Consider the following 15291-nt stretch of genomic DNA (forward strand, 5'->3'; position numbering starts at 1 on the left):
CGGTTCGAACTGCGATGAGCCGGTGATTTCCAGGAACACCTGGTTGACGTCGGCGCAAATGGCCTCGTCGGCCGTCATCAGGCCGAAATCGGTGTAGAGGCTGGCGGTGCGAATGTGGTAATTGCCAGTGCTCACATGCACGTAGCGGCACAACTGCGGCGAGCGCCGGCCGCGCTTCTCGCGCCGCACCACCATCAGCATCTTGGCATGGCATTTGAAGCCCACCACGCCGTACACCACATGCGCGCCTTCGGCCTCCAGGCGCGCGGCCCAGTTGATGTTGGTTTCCTCGTCGAGCCGCGCCATCAGCTCCAGCACCACGGTCACTTCCTTGCCGTTGCGGGCGCCTTCGATCAGGGCCTCCATCAGCGCCGAGTTGTGGCCGGCGCGGTAAATGGTCTGCTTGATGGCCAGCACGTCGGGGTCGCGCGCGGCGGCGCGCACCAGGTCCACCACCGGGGCGAACTCGTCGTAGGGATGGTGCAGCAGCACGTCGGCGGCGCGAATGCGATCGAAGACCTCGGCACCGGCCCCCGGCCAATGCGGGATGGGGGCCGGTGTGTGCGGGATGTATTTCAGCGTCGGCTCGGCCACCATGTCGATGACGGTTTGCAGGCGCATCAAATTCACCGGCCCGTCCACCGGATAGCAGTCCTCAGGCTTCAGCCCGTTCTCGCGCATCAGCCGCTCCACCAGGGGCTGCGGGCAGCCGGCGGCAACCTCCAGGCGCACGGCGTCGCCGTAATGGCGGGCCCGGAGTTCGCCCTGCAGGGCGGTGCGCAGATTGGTGATTTCGTCATCGTCGACGAACAGTTCGCTGTTGCGCGTGACGCGGAACTGGTGCACGCCAAGCACGCTCAAGCCTCTGAACAGATCACCGGCGAAAGCCTGCATCAGCGACGACAGCAGCACGAAGCTGTAGCGGTGCTGGCCCACCTCCTGCGGCATCGCCAGCACCCGGGGCAGGGCGCGCGGCGCCTGGATGATGCCGAGGTCGACATTGCGGCCGAAGGCATCGGTGCCGTCCAGCAGCAGGGCGAAGTTCAGGCTTTTGTTCAGCACCTTGGGGAAGGGGTGCGCCGGGTCGAGGCCGATGGGGGTGAGCACGGGCATCACCTCGCGCTCGAAATAGCTGCGCGCCCAATGCTGTTGCGCCGGCGTCCATTCGCCGCTGGTGACGAAGCGTATGCCCACCGATTGCAGCAGGGGATAGATGCCTTGTTGCAGCACACGGTACTTCTCGGCGACCAGGGCGTGCGCCTCCTCCGCGACGAGTTGCAGCGCATCGATCACGCGCAGCCCGTCGGGCGTCATGCTGTTGGCGTCGTGCTCCAGCAGATCTTGCAGTTGCGCCACGCGGGTCTCGAAGAATTCGTCCATGTTCGACGAGACGATGCACAGATAGCGCAGGCGTTCCAGCGGCGGAATGGCTGCATCCTGAGCCTGCGCCAGCACCCTGCGGTTGAAGGCGAGAATGCCGAGTTCGCGGTTGAGCAGTCGTGGATCGGGGTGGTCGGGCATGTGCGGAGCAAGACGAGGCGCGGGTTTGCCGGGCCGGACAGGACAGGACGAAAACAAGAAGACTAGCGCTTAGGATGTCATTCTTTGATGAAATCAGCATGACAGCTTCAAATGCCTGTCATTTTCCAGTATTGCAATCGCCCCCATGTCCCTGAACATTCAACACTTGGCAGCGGTCGATCTCGGCTCCAACAGTTTTCGCATGCTGGTGGGCAAGGCCAGCGAGAACAGCCACGGCGCACAGATCTATCCGCTGGATTCGTTGCGCGAACCGGTGCGCCTGGGCGCGGGGCTGGATGCGAACAAGAACCTCACCGAAGAGTCGCAACAGCGCGCCCTGGTCACGCTCAGCCGCTTCGGCGAGCGCCTGCGCCAGTTCCAGCCGGAGCGGGTGCGCGCCGTGGCCACCAACGCGGTGCGGGTGGCGAAGAACGCCCATGTGTTTCTGGAGCGCGCGCAAGCGGCCCTGGGATTTCCCATCGAGGTCATCGCCGGGCGCGAGGAGGCGCGGCTGGTCTATATCGGCGCGGCGCATTCGGTGGCGCCCGCGGCGGGCAACCGGCTGGTGGTGGACATTGGCGGCGGCTCCACGGAATTCATCATCGGCCAGGGCCATGAGCCCCGGTTGATGGAGTCGCTCTACATCGGCTGCGTCTCCATGAGCCGCGATTTCTTCCCCGGCGGACTGGTGGATGAGCAGCGCATGAAGGCCGCCGAACTGGCCGCCCGGCGCGAGGTGCAAATCATCGCGAGCGCCTTCCGCAAAACCGGCTGGACCAACGCCGTTGGCTCCAGCGGCACGGCGCGGGCGCTGGCCGACATCCTGGTCGGCAACCAGCTCAATCCGCATGGACAGTCGCTCGGCATCACCCGCGCCGGCCTGCGCGAGTTGCGCAAAATCTATGTGCGTGCCGGCAACCTTGAAACCCTGAAGATGGTCGGTCTCAAGTCCGACCGCATTGCCGTGGCGCCGGGCGGCCTGGCCATCATGCTCGGGGTGTTCGAGGAACTCGGCATCAAGGACATGGAAGCCACGGACGCCGGCTTGCGCCTGGGGGTGCTGTACGACCTGCTGGGCCGCGAGCAGCAGCAGGACATGCGCGAACTCACCGTGCAGCAGTTCATGCAGCGATACGCCGTGGACGTGAAACAGGCCGGGCGTGTGGAGGAGCAGGCGCTGGCGCTGTTCCTGCAGATCAACCCGGAAGCGACCTCGACCCAGCAGCAAACGCTGCGCTGGGCGGCCGCATTGCACGAGGTGGGGCTGTCCATTTCCCACAGCGCGTATCACAAGCATTCGGCCTATATCGTGGCCAATGCCGACATGCCCGGTTTTTCCCGCAGCGAGCAGGCGACCATGGCCGACATGGTGCTGAGCCACGGCGGCAAGCTGAAGAAGCTCGGCGGCCTGGACACCATCAACCTGGACCTGCGCGCCGTGCTGGCGCTGCGTCTGGCCGTGCTCATGGCGCGCAATCGCCACGATGTCGAACCCGGTGGTCTGCGGCTGCTGCCGGGCGCGGGCAAGAGCGGTGTGCTGGGCGCGCGCATCGAGGCCAGCGCACGTTGGTTGAAAGCCTCGCCGTTGACGCAGTACAGCCTGGAGCAGGAAGTTGCGGAATGGCAGCGCGCCGGCGTCGAGCTGCAACTCGACACCGTTGCGACGGCTTGATGCCAGCGCGCGGCGGCCACGCCCGCTCAGGCTTCTGCGGCACTCAGGAAATGGCGCGCATAGCGTGGGTTCACATCGGCCAGGCGCATCAGCAAAGGGAAGTCGGCGGTGTTGAAGTCCGGGTCCCAGGCGGGCGCGCCGCAGATCCTTGCTCCCACCCGCAAATAGCCTTTGAGCAGCGGCGGGGCTTCGGCCGGCAAATCCTGCCGCAGGCTACCCACCGGCAGCGGCAGGCGCGGTTGCATGTGATCCTCCACCGCTGCCAGATGGGTCTTGCGCAGCCGCGCCCAGAGGCTGGCGGCGTAATGCCCGCCGTCGCGCATGGACACACTGGCACAGCCGATCATCGCGTCCAGCCCGTTGCTTTGCATGTAATGCGCCAGCCCGGCCCACAACGCCATGATGACGGCGCCGCTGCGGTAGCCCTGGTGCACGCAGGAGCGTCCCAGTTCCAGCAGGCGCGGGCGCAGGTGGACCAGACGGGTGATGTCGAACTCGGTCTCTGAATACAGTCCGCCCACGCGTTGGGCCTGGTGCGGCGGCAGCACGCGGTAAGTGCCCACCAGCAAGCCCTCGGCGCTGCGCACCAGCAGGTGGTCGCAATAAGGGTCGAAGATGTCGATGTCGAAACCTGGCGAAGGCGTGGCGATGCGCGCCCCAAGTTCTTCAGCGAACACTTTCCAGCGCAGCCGCTGGGCTTCGCGCACCTCGTGCGGCTGGCGCGCCCAGGCCATGGTCAGGCCTGCGCAGCCGGCAGCGTGCTCGGCGCCCGCAGCAGTTCTGCGCGCGGCATGGCCCTGGCTTCTCCCATGGGCCAATGCGGGTTCGTGAAAGGCCAGTGCGCTCGGCCCGATTTCTTGGTGTTTGTGCATCGATGGCTCCTGTTCCTATCGATACGATACGAACAGGATGTGACGGTTCGATGATGGTCACATGACATTGTGATGACACGTTTCAGACGCGTCGCTCACCAGGCTGCCCCAGCCTGTCGGAGCCGGCGCACAGCGTCGTGCGAGAGGCCGGGATGCAGCCTCTTGCGGCCTCAGGCCGTGGGAATGCGGATGTTCAACGGCCGTGCCGAAGGCTCGGGGCTGACTTCGGCGGAGATGGGTGCGAGCTTGGCCGGAAAGACAAGGGCGCGGGCCAGGCCTGGAGCTGTCGTTTGCAGGCTCCCCATCGCGCGCATCACGGCGCCGGCGCTCTCCAGTCCAGATCAGATGGCCGCGTTTGAGCAGGCGCTTGAATGGTCGACCTTCCGGGGTGGCGCAGACGTCGCGCACGAAACCGGGCCAATTCGAGCGGTCCATGATGGCGGTGCAAACCGAAATGGAGACGGAAAGCGGCCGCGCCGCGCGCCACCAGCCCATGGGGATGAAAATCATCTGCCCGGTGATCTGCGCATGGGCGTGTTCCAGGTCGTAGTGCGTCACCGGAAACTTGCTGCCGGGCCCGCCCATCAGCAGTTTGAGAAAACCGTCGGAGCGCCTCCAGCGCTCAGGCATCAAGGGGCTGACATGGCGCAGCGGAAAGCCGTAGACGTTCTGCGGGATGAGGTCGGGCAGCAACTCGGGCAAGTGCTCGTGGAAGAACAGCCGGTACAAATAGGGGCCAGGGTGCTGCTCGCTGGAGGCCGGCACGGCGCCGGCAAAATTGGCGAAGGCCATGCGCTTGGTGTACGACACCTGGACCTGATGCTGGCCGAAGTGCTGCTTGAAATAGTGCGGCGTCCATTTTTGCAACGCGGGCCAGGCGTCACGGCGTTGTCGATGACCACGGGCCGGTTGGCGCGCAGGTAATGCCGGAGAAAATCGGCATAGGGCAAGTCGCTGGCGCGCACCACGTCCAGGGCTCTGGGAGCGGCCGGGCTGCGCTCGGCGCCAAGCCACGCAATTCAGGCATGGCGCCTGCGCGCTGCATGGGGAGGGAAGCCATGGCTGACCTTTCGTCGTCACGAAGCCTGCGCCGTGGTGCCCAAGTGCGCACTGCGGGGCGGAGCGCGGTTCACGTGCCGCAGGAGGCGAACTTGCGTGCGCCAGCATGGGGCAGCACCACCCTCATCGCAGTGACGATAGCCGCTGAAGGGCTGGCGGCTCAAGCCGCAGAAATTTTTGGTTGCAGATTTCGCATTGGGTCGTGGTCATCGCCCTGCGCGAAGTGCCGAGGGTCGCTCGCCTCAATCCAGCAGATCGGCGCTGATGCAGGCGCGCAGCATGCGGGCGGAGGCGCTTTCGCGCTGGCGCTCGGCCACCCAGACGAGCCCGCTCTTGCGCAGGCTGAAGGCTTGTTCGCAACCGCTGAGCCAGCGCAACGCGGCGCTGCCCATGGTGGGCTGGTGGCCGCACAGCACCAGGGCGCTGTGGGCGTCGTCGTGATCGGCGATCACGGCCAACAGATCGTCCACACCACAGTCGGGCGCCAGGCGCGGTTCGTCCACCGGGTAGTCCACCAGCGCCATCGCCGTCTGTCGTGCGCGCAGTGCGGGGCTGGCGCACACCACCCAGGGTTTGGGTACATGGGCCTTGATCCATGCGGCCACACGGCTGGCGTCGCGTCGGCCCTGGCGGGTGAGGGCGCGGCGCAGATCAGCCTGGCTGGCGGCTTTGACATCAGCGTCAGCGTCGATGTCTTCGGCTTCGGCATGGCGCCAGAAAATCACATGCAGGGGTGGACTCATCAGCTCGGCCTCGCTCGGTCGTGTGTACGGCAGGTCTCGCCGGTGCTCGGCGATGCTCTGACTTTACCCAAGGTTTGTGACAGCGCGACAAGCTGGCAGAAGTATGCTGATGTGCGCCACGGCTTGCACTCGGCCGCGTTCAAGGCCGAGCATGCAATGCTGCGGTCGGGCCGGGGTGGACAGGCCCTAAGATCGGCAGACGGACAACCTGGAGCCCGCCATGTGGATGGATCACCATGATTTGCTGCGCGAATTTCCCGAGGAGGCGAAAGCCATCGTCGCCCTGCGGGAACGCAATGGCCATTTCGACGCGCTGTGTGCGCGCTTCGATGCGGTGAGCGCGGAAATCGTGCGCATCGAGCGCGGCAAGGAATCGGCCAGCGATGCGCAGCTTCACACGCTGCGGCTGGATCGGCTCAAGCTCAAGGATGAGATCGTGGCCCTGCTGCGCCAGAGCTGAAGCCGCGGTCGCGCAAAGACGATCGCCCGGTCAAAGCGTGGCGGGTTCGCGCAACGCGCTCGCCTTGGGTGCCGTGGCCAGGGCCTGCGCCAATTTGGCGGCGCTACTGCTCAGGTCCACCGCATGCTTGGCCGAGAGTTGGCGGGCGCGCTCATGCAACTCGGCTGCGCATGGCATGGCGGCCTGCTTGCTGGCCAGAGCAATGGTGTTTTCGCCGTCCTCCGCCAGGATGGTGGCGACATGGTCGCCGAAGCTCTGGCGCAGCCGTTCCACCAGAACGGCACGCAGGCTGTCCTTGGCCCAGATGTTCGACACCAGCACACCGCCGGGCTGCAGCGCGGCGGCACAGTCGTCGAAGAAGGCTTGGCTGCACAACGCGGGCGGCAGTCCGTCGGCGTCGAAGCCGTCGAGCATGAGGACGTCGCAGCAAGCCGGGTTGTCATACAGCCAGGCGGCGCCGTCGATGCACAGCACCTGCAGCCGGTCGTCGTCGGGCGGGATGGCGAACAAGTCGCGCATGGCGATGACCTCGGGGCTGATTTCCAGCGCCGTGAATCGGGTGTGGCGCAGATGGGCGTGGCAGTATTTCGCCAGCGAGCCGCCACCCAGACCCAGCATGACGATATGCCTGGGTTCGGGCGCCAGCAGCAGGAAGGCCATCATGCCGCGGGTGTAGTCCAGCACCAGTTTGTCGGGTGTGGCCACACGCATGCGGCTTTGCACCGTGGCCATGCCGAAATGCAGCGAAACTTCGCCGCGCTCCTGGCAGATGAAGGGCTGGCCGGCGGGCCTCTGGCGCAAACGTTTCATGGCGGCGGCTGCAACTTCGCGTTCAGCCGGCCTGGCGGCGCAAGGCTGGGAACAGGATGACGTCGCGAATGCTCGGGGCGTCGGTCAGCAGCATCACCAGCCGGTCGATGCCGATGCCGCAGCCGCCCGCGGGCGGCATGCCCACTTCGAGCGCGCGGATGTAGTCGGCGTCGTAATACATCGCTTCCTCGTCGCCGGCGTCCTTGTTCGCCACCTGGGCGGCGAAGCGCGCGGCCTGGTCCTCGGGGTCGTTGAGTTCGGAAAAGCCGTTGGCGATCTCGCGCCCGGTGGCGAACAGCTCGAAGCGCTCGGCGATGCCGGGGTCGGCATCGCTGGCGCGCGCCAGCGGCGAGACTTCCACCGGATAGTCGACGATGAAGGTGGGCTGCCAGAGCTGTGCTTCCACCACCGCCTCGAACAGGCCGAATTGCAGCTCGGCCAGGCTCCAGTGCGCCGGGGCCTTTTCGCCGGCGGCCTGGATGCGCTCGCGCAGCACGGCGGGATCAGCGGCTCCGGCCAGGCTGAGCCCGGCGACTTGCACCAGCGAATCGCGCACGCTCAGCCGGGCGAAGGGCGATTCGAGATCGACCTCGCGGCCCTGGTAGGGCAGGCGCGCGGTGCCGCAGGCGCGAATGGCGGCCTGGCGGATGAGCGCTTCGGTGTAGTCCATCACGTCGCGGTGGTTCCAGTAGGCGCAATAGAACTCCATCATGGTGAACTCGGGGTTGTGGCGCACCGAGATGCCTTCGTTGCGGAAGTTGCGGTTGATCTCGAACACGCGCTCGAAGCCGCCGACCAGCAGGCGCTTGAGGTAGAGCTCGGGCGCGATGCGCAGGAACATCTGCTGGTCCAGCGCGTTGTGGTGGGTGGCGAAGGGCTTGGCGTTGGCGCCGCCCGGAATCGGGTGCAGCATGGGCGTTTCCACCTCGACGAAACCGGCCTCTTCCATTTCGTGGCGCAGCGCCGAGACGATCTGGCCGCGCCGCACGAAGCGCTGGCGCGACTCGGGGGTCACCACGAGGTCCACATAACGCTGGCGGTAGCGGGTTTCCACGTCTTCCAGGCCGTGGAACTTGTCCGGCAGGGGCTGCAGATTTTTCGCCAGCAGGCGCACGCTGCCGGCCTGCACGGTGAGTTCGCCGGTGCGGGTCTTGAACAGCAGCCCCTCGCAGCCGAGGATGTCGCCCAGGTCGAAATGCTTGAACGCCGCGTGGCCGGCCTCCCCGGCGTGGTCGTTGGTGACGTAGATCTGCATGCGGCCGCTGCCGTCCTGCAGGGTGCCGAAGCTGGCCTTGCCCATCACGCGCTTGAGCATCAGGCGCCCGGCAATCTTGACCCGCACGGCCTGGGCCTGCAGGGTTTCGGCGTCCATCGCGCCGTATTCGGCATGCAGGTCGGCGGCCTGTGCGCCGGGCTTGAAGTCGTTCGGGTAGGCGGGTTCCTGGGTGCGCAGCGCCGCGAGCTTCTGCCGCCGCTCGGCCAGGAGTGTGCCGTGTCCGGCCTGGCTCGCGTCGGCCGGGCTGTCGTTCTTGTTGGAAGTCATGCGTATTGTTCTCGTAGATAGTGCAACGAAGCCGCGGTTTCCGCGCTCAGTCCTTGGGCGTCTTGCGCCAGCAGGGCATGTTCGATGCGCGCCGCCAGGGTCTTGCCGAGTTCAACGCCCCACTGGTCGAAGGGGTTGATGCCGTACAGCCAGCCCTCCACCACGGTGCGGTGTTCATACAGCGCCAGCAGCGCGCCCAGGTGATAGGCCGAAAGCTGCTCCATCCAGATGAAGGTGGATGGTCTGCCTCCCGGGCAGGCGCGGTGGCGCGCGGCGCGCGCGGCAGCTTCGGGCGGCATGCCCTGGGCCATCAGCTCGGTCTGCCAGCTCGATGCGTCCTTGCCGTGCCACAGGGCGTCGGCCTGGCCCAGGGCGTTCGCCAGCAGGGCCAGATGCTCGGGCAGGCGCGCATGCCAGGGCCGCACCACGGCGACGATTTCGTGGAACACCGGCACCGCGGCCTGGTGCAGGAGCTGGAAGTAGGTGTGCTGCACCGGCGTGCCCACGCCGCTGATGACCGCCGGCCCGCTGACATGGACCGGCAGCAGCCCGTCGGCGCTGGTGGACTTGCCCAGCGACTCCATGAGCAGTTGCTGCAGGTACAGCGGCATGTGGGAGAAGGCGTCGCCGTACAGTCCGATGGACAGCAGGGGCAGGCCGAAGCGCACGCGATACGCGTGCGACAGCCCTGCGAGCAGCCCTGGCGCGCTCTGGTCCAGCGGCGTCGTCAGGAAATGCTCGTCCATCGCGCGGGCGCCGGCATGCAGTCGTTCCACGGTCGCGCGGCCGAAGGCCAGCAGCAGCACCAGTCCATGCGCGCTCCACACCGAGAAGCGTCCGCCGATCTCGGGCAGGGTGCGGAACACCTGCTCGGCGGGCATGCCGAAGCGCTCCTGGGCCAGGTCTGCGTTCGAGGTCAGCGCGACGAGGCGGCTGCGCGCGGCTTCGGGACCCAGGTGACCCGCCAGCCAGCGTATGACTTCTGCGGCATTGCGCATCACCTCCTGGGTGCGGAAGGACTTGCTGTTGATCAGCACCCAGGTGCGGGCCGGATTGGCGGCGTCCAGGGCCGCGTCCAGCGTCGCGCCGTCCAGGTTCGCCACCCAATGGACGCGGCAGCGTGGTGCCTGCTGCACCGACAGGGCGGTGAACAGCGCCAGCATGGGGGTCTCGGAACCGCCCGCGCCGAGGTGGATGATGTCCAGCGGCGCGTTTCCTGCGCCACCGCCCACAAGGCGCTCGGCCCAGTCGGCCATGCGCGCGTGTTCGGCATGCAGGAAGTCGGTCGCCGCTTGTGCCGCGGCATCGCCACCCTTGGCGCCCAGGCGCGAGAGCAGATGCCAGGCCGGCCGGCCCTCGCTGCCGTTGAGCACGATATTGCTCACCAGGTCGGTCGGGCAGTGGGGCAAGGCCGCCAAGGTCGTGCGTGCCGTGGCCAGCGCCTGGGCGCCGTGACGGGCGAATTCCAGGCGCAGCCCTGAGGTGTCGATGGTGGTGGGCAATGGCATGTTGTCAGGGGCGTCCGTGAACGCCTGTGCTTATCCCACGCGTGGCGATGGGCTGGATCGATGGGTTGCGACAGGATGGCGATGGCGCAGGCGCCTTGCCCGGCCGCGCGGGTTCTTTCTGGATGAGGCTGCAGCCGCTCGATTCTATCGATCCACCGTCCTGGAAATCTCTTGGCTCTTCGGAGAACAGTGCAGTGCGGGAATGCGTCCCTGCCCGTGCCGATTGAGATTTCCGGAATGGGCGGCAGACTCAAGGCGGCGCACAAAGCTCCCCCTCCCGGCCTCCCCCGCGAGGTGGGGGAGGAGGAGGCGGCCCCCTCCCCATGTATGGGGAGGGTTGGGTTGGGGTGGGGAGGGGTTCGGACTCTCACGGATTTGGCAAACATCCATAGGGCCTGCTGAAATGTCCCTGGTGTGGGATGGCTTGGATGCGTGCGTGGGAGAGGCCGGACAAACCTGCGGGCGTCAGGCACCCGCCTCGCCGATGAACCGGCATGTGCTGCCGATGCGCTGAGCGCAATGGGTCTGTCCATCGCGGACGCGATTCGATTGCTGCTGCTGTGCGTCGCAGATGAGCGGCGCCTGCCTTTCGAGGTCAAGGCTCCGAACGCGACCACGCGCAAGGCCATGGCAGAGCTCGAATCGGGTCGAGGCAGGCGGTTCGCTAGCGTGGACGACCTGATGCAGGACTTGCATGCGGGTGATTGAGCGCTTGTCCGCTTTCAAGCGCGACGCCAAGCGCGAGGCCAAGGGACAGCACCGCGCGAACTTGATCCCGTCGATGCCCGGGTACTCGGGCGACTCGAAGCGAAGGATGTTGATCGCCTCGGCATGGCGGCCGTAGAAGATGTTTGTTGCGCACGGTTTTCTCATGAACACCATACTCCCGCGCAAGGTCCGAGAACGTGCGCTCCAGAGAGAGGGTGGCGATGCGATCGACAAAGCGCTTGCTCGCACGGCGGTCGTCGCCGATCCAGTCCAAAGGATGCAGGAACGTGCCGCCGCAGCCCACGCACTTCCAGCGCTTGCGCGCGGGGTGGATGCAAGTGAACTTGCCAGCCATGGAATGGCCGAGGAGCCAATTTCTTAAAGCGGCAGATGCACGAGCACACCCAGCCAGAGCAGGGCGAGCAGACCGGCCTGCGAAACCGCCACGGTCCAGCCGAATGTGCCGTCGCCGCCGAGAAATCCGGCGAAGACCTTGCTGACGGCGTTGCAACTGACCGCGGCGGCCATGGCCGTGAGGGCCAGCGTGTCGGACAGCAGTCCGCTCGCCGCGAGCTGGGCCGCGGAGGCCGACGCCGCATGCGCGTCGGCAAAGCCGGCCAGGCCCAGGGCGAGCACCACGCCCTGGGCTCCGAACACGGCGATGGCTTGCGTGGCCAGCAGCAGGAGCAGGGACAGCAACAGCGCGAACAGCAGGGCGCTGCGCGGATTGAACGGGCGCTGCGACAGCCATGCGTCCTGCCCGCCGACGCCGGCCTCGGGGACTTTCCATCCCAGCGCCCAAAACGCCGCGACGGCGGCTCCCGCCCCATAAGCCAGCAGCGCCGGCCAGAACAGGGGCAGCAGCCCGGCGTCGAGGACGCCGACGATCACGGCCAGCTCGATGACCGTGGCCAGATTGGAAAGCTGCGCGGCGCCAAGGCAGGCTGCGCGCAGCTCGGGCTGTTCGCGGGCGCGCTGCGCCATGCCGGCGATGGTCGCCGTGCTGGAGACGAAACCTCCCGCCAGACCCGCCAGGGCCAGCCCGCGCGACCTGCCGAACCTGCGCATGGCCAGATGCCCCAGGGTCTGCACCAGCATCAGCAGCACCGCGAGCAGCCAAAGCGCATGCGGATTCAGCCCGGCCAGCCAGGGCAGCGGGCGATCCGGCAGCAGCGGCAGCACCACGAGCACCGCCGCGGCCAGCAGCAGGCCATGCGTGATTTCCGGCTCGGTGAGCACGCTGCGGACGAAGCCATGCAGTTGGGGTTTGGCCCACAGGACCAGGGACACCAGCACCGCGAGCCCGGCGGCAAGCGCGGGAGCCCGCATCGCCAGCGCGCCCAGCAGCAGGGTCAGCAGCAGCGCCAGCTCGGTGGTCAGGCCCGGGTCCTGGGCGCGCGTTTGCACGTAGCCGGCGTAGCTGTGCAGCGCCACGGCGACCAGCGTCACGCCCAGGGCCACGGGGCCCAGCGTGCCGGCCACGGCGCCCGCCAGCGCCGCGAGCAGGAAACTGCGCATGCCCGCGGGGCTTTGCTCTGCCGCGTTCTGGCTGCGTTCGCGCTCGATGCCGATGAGCAGCCCGGCTCCGATGGCGGCGGCCCAGCCCGAGAGTTGCCATGCGCTGCTGTCCATGCGCGGATTGTGCCCCAGGCGGCCATGGTTTCAAGCCGGTCGAAGCCGCGCGGCGGGAGCCAGGCGCGTGCCTTCATAGAATCCCCCGATCGGCCGGCTAGGCCTTGGGCAAGGGCCACGGCGGCAGCCGCCCCGCGCCATATTCCCATCAGCGAGGTTTCCAATGATCATCATCACCGGAGGAGCCGGCTTCATCGGCGCCAATTTCGTGCACCACTGGCTGGGCCACAGCGACGAGGCCGTGCTCGTGCTCGACGCCCTGACCTACGCCGGCAATCTGGAGAGCCTGGCCAGCGTGCAGGCCGATGCGCGCTACGGGTTTGCCCAGGTCGACATCGCCGACCGCCCGGCCATTGCCGCGCTGCTCGCCACGCACCGTCCCCGCGCCGTGCTGCACTTCGCTGCGGAAAGCCATGTCGACCGCTCCATCCACGGCCCCGGCGACTTCATCCGCACCAACATCCACGGCACCTTCGAACTGCTCGAAGCCACCCGCGCCTACTGGACGGCGCTGCCCGAAGGCGAGAAGGCTGGGTTTCGCTTCCTCCACGTCTCCACCGACGAGGTCTATGGGTCACTCTCACCCACCGACCCCGCCTTCAGCGAGACCACCCCCTACGCCCCCAACAGCCCCTACGCCGCCAGCAAGGCCGGAGCAGACCACCTCGTGCGCGCCTGGCGCCACACCTACGGCCTGCCCGTGCTCACCACCAACTGCTCCAACAACTACGGCCCCTACCAGTTTCCCGAAAAGCTCATCCCGCTGATGATCCACAACGCCCTGGCCGGCAAAGCCCTGCCGGTGTATGGCGACGGCCAGAACGTGCGCGACTGGCTGTATGTCGAAGACCACTGCCGTGCGATTGGCCGCGTGCTCCAGGCCGGCAAGCTCGGCGAGACCTACAACGTGGGCGGCTGCAACGAAGTGCGCAACCTCGACGTGGTGCACACCTTGTGCCATCTGCTCGACCAGTTGCGCCCCAGAGCCGATGGCCGCAGCTACGCGACCCAGATCGCCTTCGTCGCCGACCGTCCCGGCCACGACCGCCGCTACGCCATCGACGCCCGCAAGATCGAAGCCGAACTCGGCTGGAGGCCGCAGGAAACCTTCGCCACGGGCCTGAAGCGCACGGTGCAGTGGTATCTGGACCATGCCGACTGGGTGGCGCATGTCACCAGCGGGGCGTATCGGCAGTGGGTCGGCAAACAGTATGGCAGCGTTGTGCACGCCTCAGGCGCCGCAGCATGAGCGTCGACGTTCTGCCTGCCCACACCAGCCATCCGCCATGCATCCTGCTGCTGGGTGCCGATGGCCAGCTCGGCTGGGAGTTGCGCCGGGCCTTGCTCCCTTTGGGCTCGGTGCTGGCGATGAACCGCACCCAGGCCGATCTGGGCGACTTGCCCGCGCTGCGCGCCACGCTCGAGCGCGAGCAGCCCGACATCATCGTCAATGCCGCGGCCTATACCGCGGTGGACAAGGCCGAGAGCGAGCCCGGGCTTGCCGCCCGCATCAACGCCGAAGCCCCCAAACTTCTGGCCGATTACGCGGCGGCCCATCAAGCCTGGCTGGTGCATTACTCCACCGACTACGTGTTCGACGGCACCAAGCCGGCGCCCTACACCGAGCTTGATGCCCCCAAGCCGCGAAGCGTCTATGGCCGCAGCAAGCTGGCGGGCGAACAAGCCATCGCCGCCAGCGGTTGCCGCCACTTCATGTTCCGCACTTCGTGGGTCTACGCCGCGCGTGGCGGCAACTTCGCCAAGACCATGCTCAAGCTGGCGCGCGAGCGAGAACATCTGCGCGTGGTCGCCGACCAGTTCGGCGCCCCAACCAGCGCCGAACTCATTGCCGACGTCACTGCGCTGGCCTTGCACCGGGTGCGGACCGATGCAACGTTCGCCACTGCCGTATGGACCCAGCCCGGCCTCTACCACCTCACCGCCAGCGGCAGCACCTCCTGGCACGGCTATGCCCAGTTCGTGCTGCAGCAGGCCGCGGCCCAAGGCGTGGCGTTGCGCTGCGCGGCCGAAGCGGTGGAGCCCATCGCCACGGTCGATTACCCGCTGCCCGCGCCACGCCCGGCCAATTCCAGGCTGGACTGCGATCGGCTGCAGGCCACGTTGGGCATTGCGCTGCCGCAGTGGCAGCTTCAGGTCCAGCGCATGCTGGCCGAGGTGGCCTTGCAGGGCTGAGGCTCGGGGCTGAAGTGGTGAAGGCCAGGGCTGATCCAGCCTGGCCTTGACGCACGAAGGGGCGTCAACGCTTGACGACCACCGGCCAGTCGCTGAGTTCGTTGCGACGCTGGGTTGGCGCCGTGGAATGCTCGGCCAGCAAGGCGCTGACGCCGGCCACACCGGCAAGCACCGCGTCGAGATGCCGGCCTTCGCGCAAGCCTTGCTCCATGCTGCGGCACAGGGCCTGCCACTGCGCGGGCTCAACCCGGGATGCGATGCCGCGATCGGCAACGATTTCCACGGCGCGCTCGGCCAGCAGCAGGTAAATCAGCACGCCGTTGTTGTCGGCGGTGTCCCAGACGTGAAGCCGTGCAAACAGCTCGATGGCGCGCGCTCGCGGCGTGATGCCGCGCCAGAGTTCTGGCCAGTCAAGGGCACCTTCCAGGGCCACCCGGATCTCGCCGTCATGCCGGCTTTCGGCGGCATGAATCGCCTGGGCAATGGCCTTCATGGCGGATCGCGGAAACACCGTGTGAACCCGCGCCGTGGGGTAGAAGGCATGGCGCAGCCAGTGCTTGGTCTTCATGT

16 protein-coding genes are annotated in these 15291 nt (G+C 67.2%); 6 read left to right on the forward strand and 10 right to left on the reverse strand.

Features of this window, described 5'->3' with window-relative positions:
• Nucleotides 1–1521, reverse strand: a 1521-nt coding sequence (ppk1, locus tag ACYCUK_RS12055; RefSeq protein ID WP_461595001.1) for a polyphosphate kinase 1, incomplete at its 3' end; no start/stop codon positions are given.
• A gap of 145 nt (nt 1522–1666) precedes the next feature.
• Between ppk1 and ppx the strand changes: the two genes are divergently transcribed.
• Complete coding sequence (gene ppx / locus ACYCUK_RS12060) at nt 1667–3193, forward strand: exopolyphosphatase (RefSeq protein WP_461595002.1); 1527 nt, start codon at nt 1667–1669, stop codon at nt 3191–3193.
• Nucleotides 3194–3219: 26 nt separating this feature from the next.
• Here ppx and ACYCUK_RS12065 read toward each other — a convergent pair whose 3' ends face one another.
• The 3 genes from ACYCUK_RS12065 to ACYCUK_RS12075 all read right to left on the reverse strand — a co-directional run bounded on the left by ACYCUK_RS12065 (nt 3220) and on the right by ACYCUK_RS12075 (nt 5867).
• Nucleotides 3220–4065: a GNAT family N-acetyltransferase gene (locus tag ACYCUK_RS12065; protein ID WP_461595003.1), complete on the reverse strand. Its 846-nt coding sequence runs from the start codon at nt 4063–4065 to the stop codon at nt 3220–3222.
• A 57-nt stretch (nt 4066–4122) separates the two neighbouring features.
• The gene (locus ACYCUK_RS12070) at nt 4123–4932 is read right to left on the reverse strand and encodes a hypothetical protein (RefSeq protein WP_461595004.1); all 810 of its coding nucleotides are present in this window, start codon (nt 4930–4932) and stop codon (nt 4123–4125) included.
• A 434-nt stretch (nt 4933–5366) separates the two neighbouring features.
• Nucleotides 5367–5867, reverse strand: coding sequence for a SixA phosphatase family protein (locus ACYCUK_RS12075; RefSeq protein ID WP_461595005.1), 501 nt, complete (start codon nt 5865–5867; stop codon nt 5367–5369).
• Between the two features lie 220 nt (nt 5868–6087).
• On the opposite strand from ACYCUK_RS12075, the gene ACYCUK_RS12080 reads away from it, so the two are divergent.
• A complete protein-coding gene (locus ACYCUK_RS12080; RefSeq protein WP_461595006.1) occupies nt 6088–6327 on the forward strand; it encodes a YdcH family protein in 240 nt (79 codons plus the stop codon).
• Nucleotides 6328–6357: 30 nt separating this feature from the next.
• Here ACYCUK_RS12080 and ACYCUK_RS12085 read toward each other — a convergent pair whose 3' ends face one another.
• Genes ACYCUK_RS12085 through ACYCUK_RS12095 form a run of 3 tightly spaced genes read right to left on the reverse strand, consistent with a single transcriptional unit; the run spans nt 6358 to nt 10188 of the window.
• Nucleotides 6358–7137: a spermine/spermidine synthase domain-containing protein gene (locus ACYCUK_RS12085; protein ID WP_461595007.1), complete on the reverse strand. Its 780-nt coding sequence runs from the start codon at nt 7135–7137 to the stop codon at nt 6358–6360.
• A 22-nt stretch (nt 7138–7159) separates the two neighbouring features.
• Entirely contained in the window at nt 7160–8680 is a 1521-nt protein-coding gene (lysS, locus tag ACYCUK_RS12090; RefSeq protein ID WP_461595008.1) for a lysine--tRNA ligase, read from the reverse strand.
• Nucleotides 8677–10188: a phosphoheptose isomerase gene (locus ACYCUK_RS12095; protein WP_461595009.1), complete on the reverse strand. Its 1512-nt coding sequence runs from the start codon at nt 10186–10188 to the stop codon at nt 8677–8679. Before ACYCUK_RS12095 ends, lysS begins: the two co-directional genes overlap by 4 nt.
• Before the next feature lie 519 nt (nt 10189–10707).
• Between ACYCUK_RS12095 and ACYCUK_RS12100 the strand changes: the two genes are divergently transcribed.
• Nucleotides 10708–10896: a type II toxin-antitoxin system RelB/DinJ family antitoxin gene (locus tag ACYCUK_RS12100; RefSeq protein WP_461595010.1), complete on the forward strand. Its 189-nt coding sequence runs from the start codon at nt 10708–10710 to the stop codon at nt 10894–10896.
• Here ACYCUK_RS12100 and ACYCUK_RS12105 read toward each other — a convergent pair.
• Nucleotides 10853–11161 (reverse strand): transposase family protein, encoded by a 309-nt coding sequence (locus ACYCUK_RS12105; RefSeq protein WP_461595033.1) that lies wholly within the window; start codon nt 11159–11161, stop codon nt 10853–10855. The two genes, ACYCUK_RS12100 and ACYCUK_RS12105, sit on opposite strands and share 44 nt — an antisense overlap.
• Here ACYCUK_RS12105 and ACYCUK_RS12110 point away from each other — a divergent pair.
• Nucleotides 11060–11278: a hypothetical protein gene (locus ACYCUK_RS12110; protein WP_461595039.1), complete on the forward strand. Its 219-nt coding sequence runs from the start codon at nt 11060–11062 to the stop codon at nt 11276–11278. The two genes, ACYCUK_RS12105 and ACYCUK_RS12110, sit on opposite strands and share 102 nt — an antisense overlap.
• Here the strand turns inward: ACYCUK_RS12110 and ACYCUK_RS12115 are convergent.
• On the reverse strand, nt 11275–12528 hold the full coding sequence (locus ACYCUK_RS12115; protein WP_461595011.1) for a DUF4010 domain-containing protein: 1254 nt from the start codon (nt 12526–12528) through the stop codon (nt 11275–11277). The two genes, ACYCUK_RS12110 and ACYCUK_RS12115, sit on opposite strands and share 4 nt — an antisense overlap.
• A gap of 163 nt (nt 12529–12691) precedes the next feature.
• On the opposite strand from ACYCUK_RS12115, the gene rfbB reads away from it, so the two are divergent.
• Nucleotides 12692–13777, forward strand: coding sequence for a dTDP-glucose 4,6-dehydratase (gene rfbB / locus ACYCUK_RS12120; protein ID WP_461595012.1), 1086 nt, complete (start codon nt 12692–12694; stop codon nt 13775–13777).
• Nucleotides 13774–14721 carry a dTDP-4-dehydrorhamnose reductase gene (gene rfbD, locus ACYCUK_RS12125; RefSeq protein WP_461595013.1) on the forward strand — a complete coding sequence of 316 codons (948 nt, stop codon included), beginning with the start codon at nt 13774–13776 and terminating at the stop codon, nt 14719–14721. The genes rfbB and rfbD overlap by 4 nt, the downstream gene beginning before the upstream one ends.
• Before the next feature lie 64 nt (nt 14722–14785).
• Here rfbD and ACYCUK_RS12130 read toward each other — a convergent pair whose 3' ends face one another.
• Nucleotides 14786–15289: a TPM domain-containing protein gene (locus ACYCUK_RS12130; protein WP_461595014.1), complete on the reverse strand. Its 504-nt coding sequence runs from the start codon at nt 15287–15289 to the stop codon at nt 14786–14788.
• Nucleotides 15290–15291 lie beyond the last annotated feature (2 nt).

Source organism: Thiomonas sp. (assembly GCF_054608695.1).

What these genes read in the sequence shown, in the direction of transcription:
- ppx (WP_461595002.1), top strand. Translation starts at nt 1,667, where the DNA reads ATGTCCCTGAACATTCAACACTTGGCAGCGGTCGATCTCGGCTCCAAC.
- ACYCUK_RS12065 (WP_461595003.1), bottom strand. Translation starts at nt 4,065, where the DNA reads ATGCACAAACACCAAGAAATCGGGCCGAGCGCACTGGCCTTTCACGAA.
- ACYCUK_RS12075 (WP_461595005.1), bottom strand. Translation starts at nt 5,867, where the DNA reads ATGAGTCCACCCCTGCATGTGATTTTCTGGCGCCATGCCGAAGCCGAA.
- ACYCUK_RS12080 (WP_461595006.1), top strand. Translation starts at nt 6,088, where the DNA reads ATGTGGATGGATCACCATGATTTGCTGCGCGAATTTCCCGAGGAGGCG.
- ACYCUK_RS12085 (WP_461595007.1), bottom strand. Translation starts at nt 7,137, where the DNA reads ATGAAACGTTTGCGCCAGAGGCCCGCCGGCCAGCCCTTCATCTGCCAG.
- lysS (WP_461595008.1), bottom strand. Translation starts at nt 8,680, where the DNA reads ATGACTTCCAACAAGAACGACAGCCCGGCCGACGCGAGCCAGGCCGGA.
- ACYCUK_RS12095 (WP_461595009.1), bottom strand. Translation starts at nt 10,188, where the DNA reads ATGCCATTGCCCACCACCATCGACACCTCAGGGCTGCGCCTGGAATTC.
- ACYCUK_RS12100 (WP_461595010.1), top strand. Translation starts at nt 10,708, where the DNA reads ATGGGTCTGTCCATCGCGGACGCGATTCGATTGCTGCTGCTGTGCGTC.
- ACYCUK_RS12110 (WP_461595039.1), top strand. Translation starts at nt 11,060, where the DNA reads ATGAACACCATACTCCCGCGCAAGGTCCGAGAACGTGCGCTCCAGAGA.
- ACYCUK_RS12115 (WP_461595011.1), bottom strand. Translation starts at nt 12,528, where the DNA reads ATGGACAGCAGCGCATGGCAACTCTCGGGCTGGGCCGCCGCCATCGGA.
- rfbB (WP_461595012.1), top strand. Translation starts at nt 12,692, where the DNA reads ATGATCATCATCACCGGAGGAGCCGGCTTCATCGGCGCCAATTTCGTG.
- rfbD (WP_461595013.1), top strand. Translation starts at nt 13,774, where the DNA reads ATGAGCGTCGACGTTCTGCCTGCCCACACCAGCCATCCGCCATGCATC.
- ACYCUK_RS12130 (WP_461595014.1), bottom strand. Translation starts at nt 15,289, where the DNA reads ATGAAGACCAAGCACTGGCTGCGCCATGCCTTCTACCCCACGGCGCGG.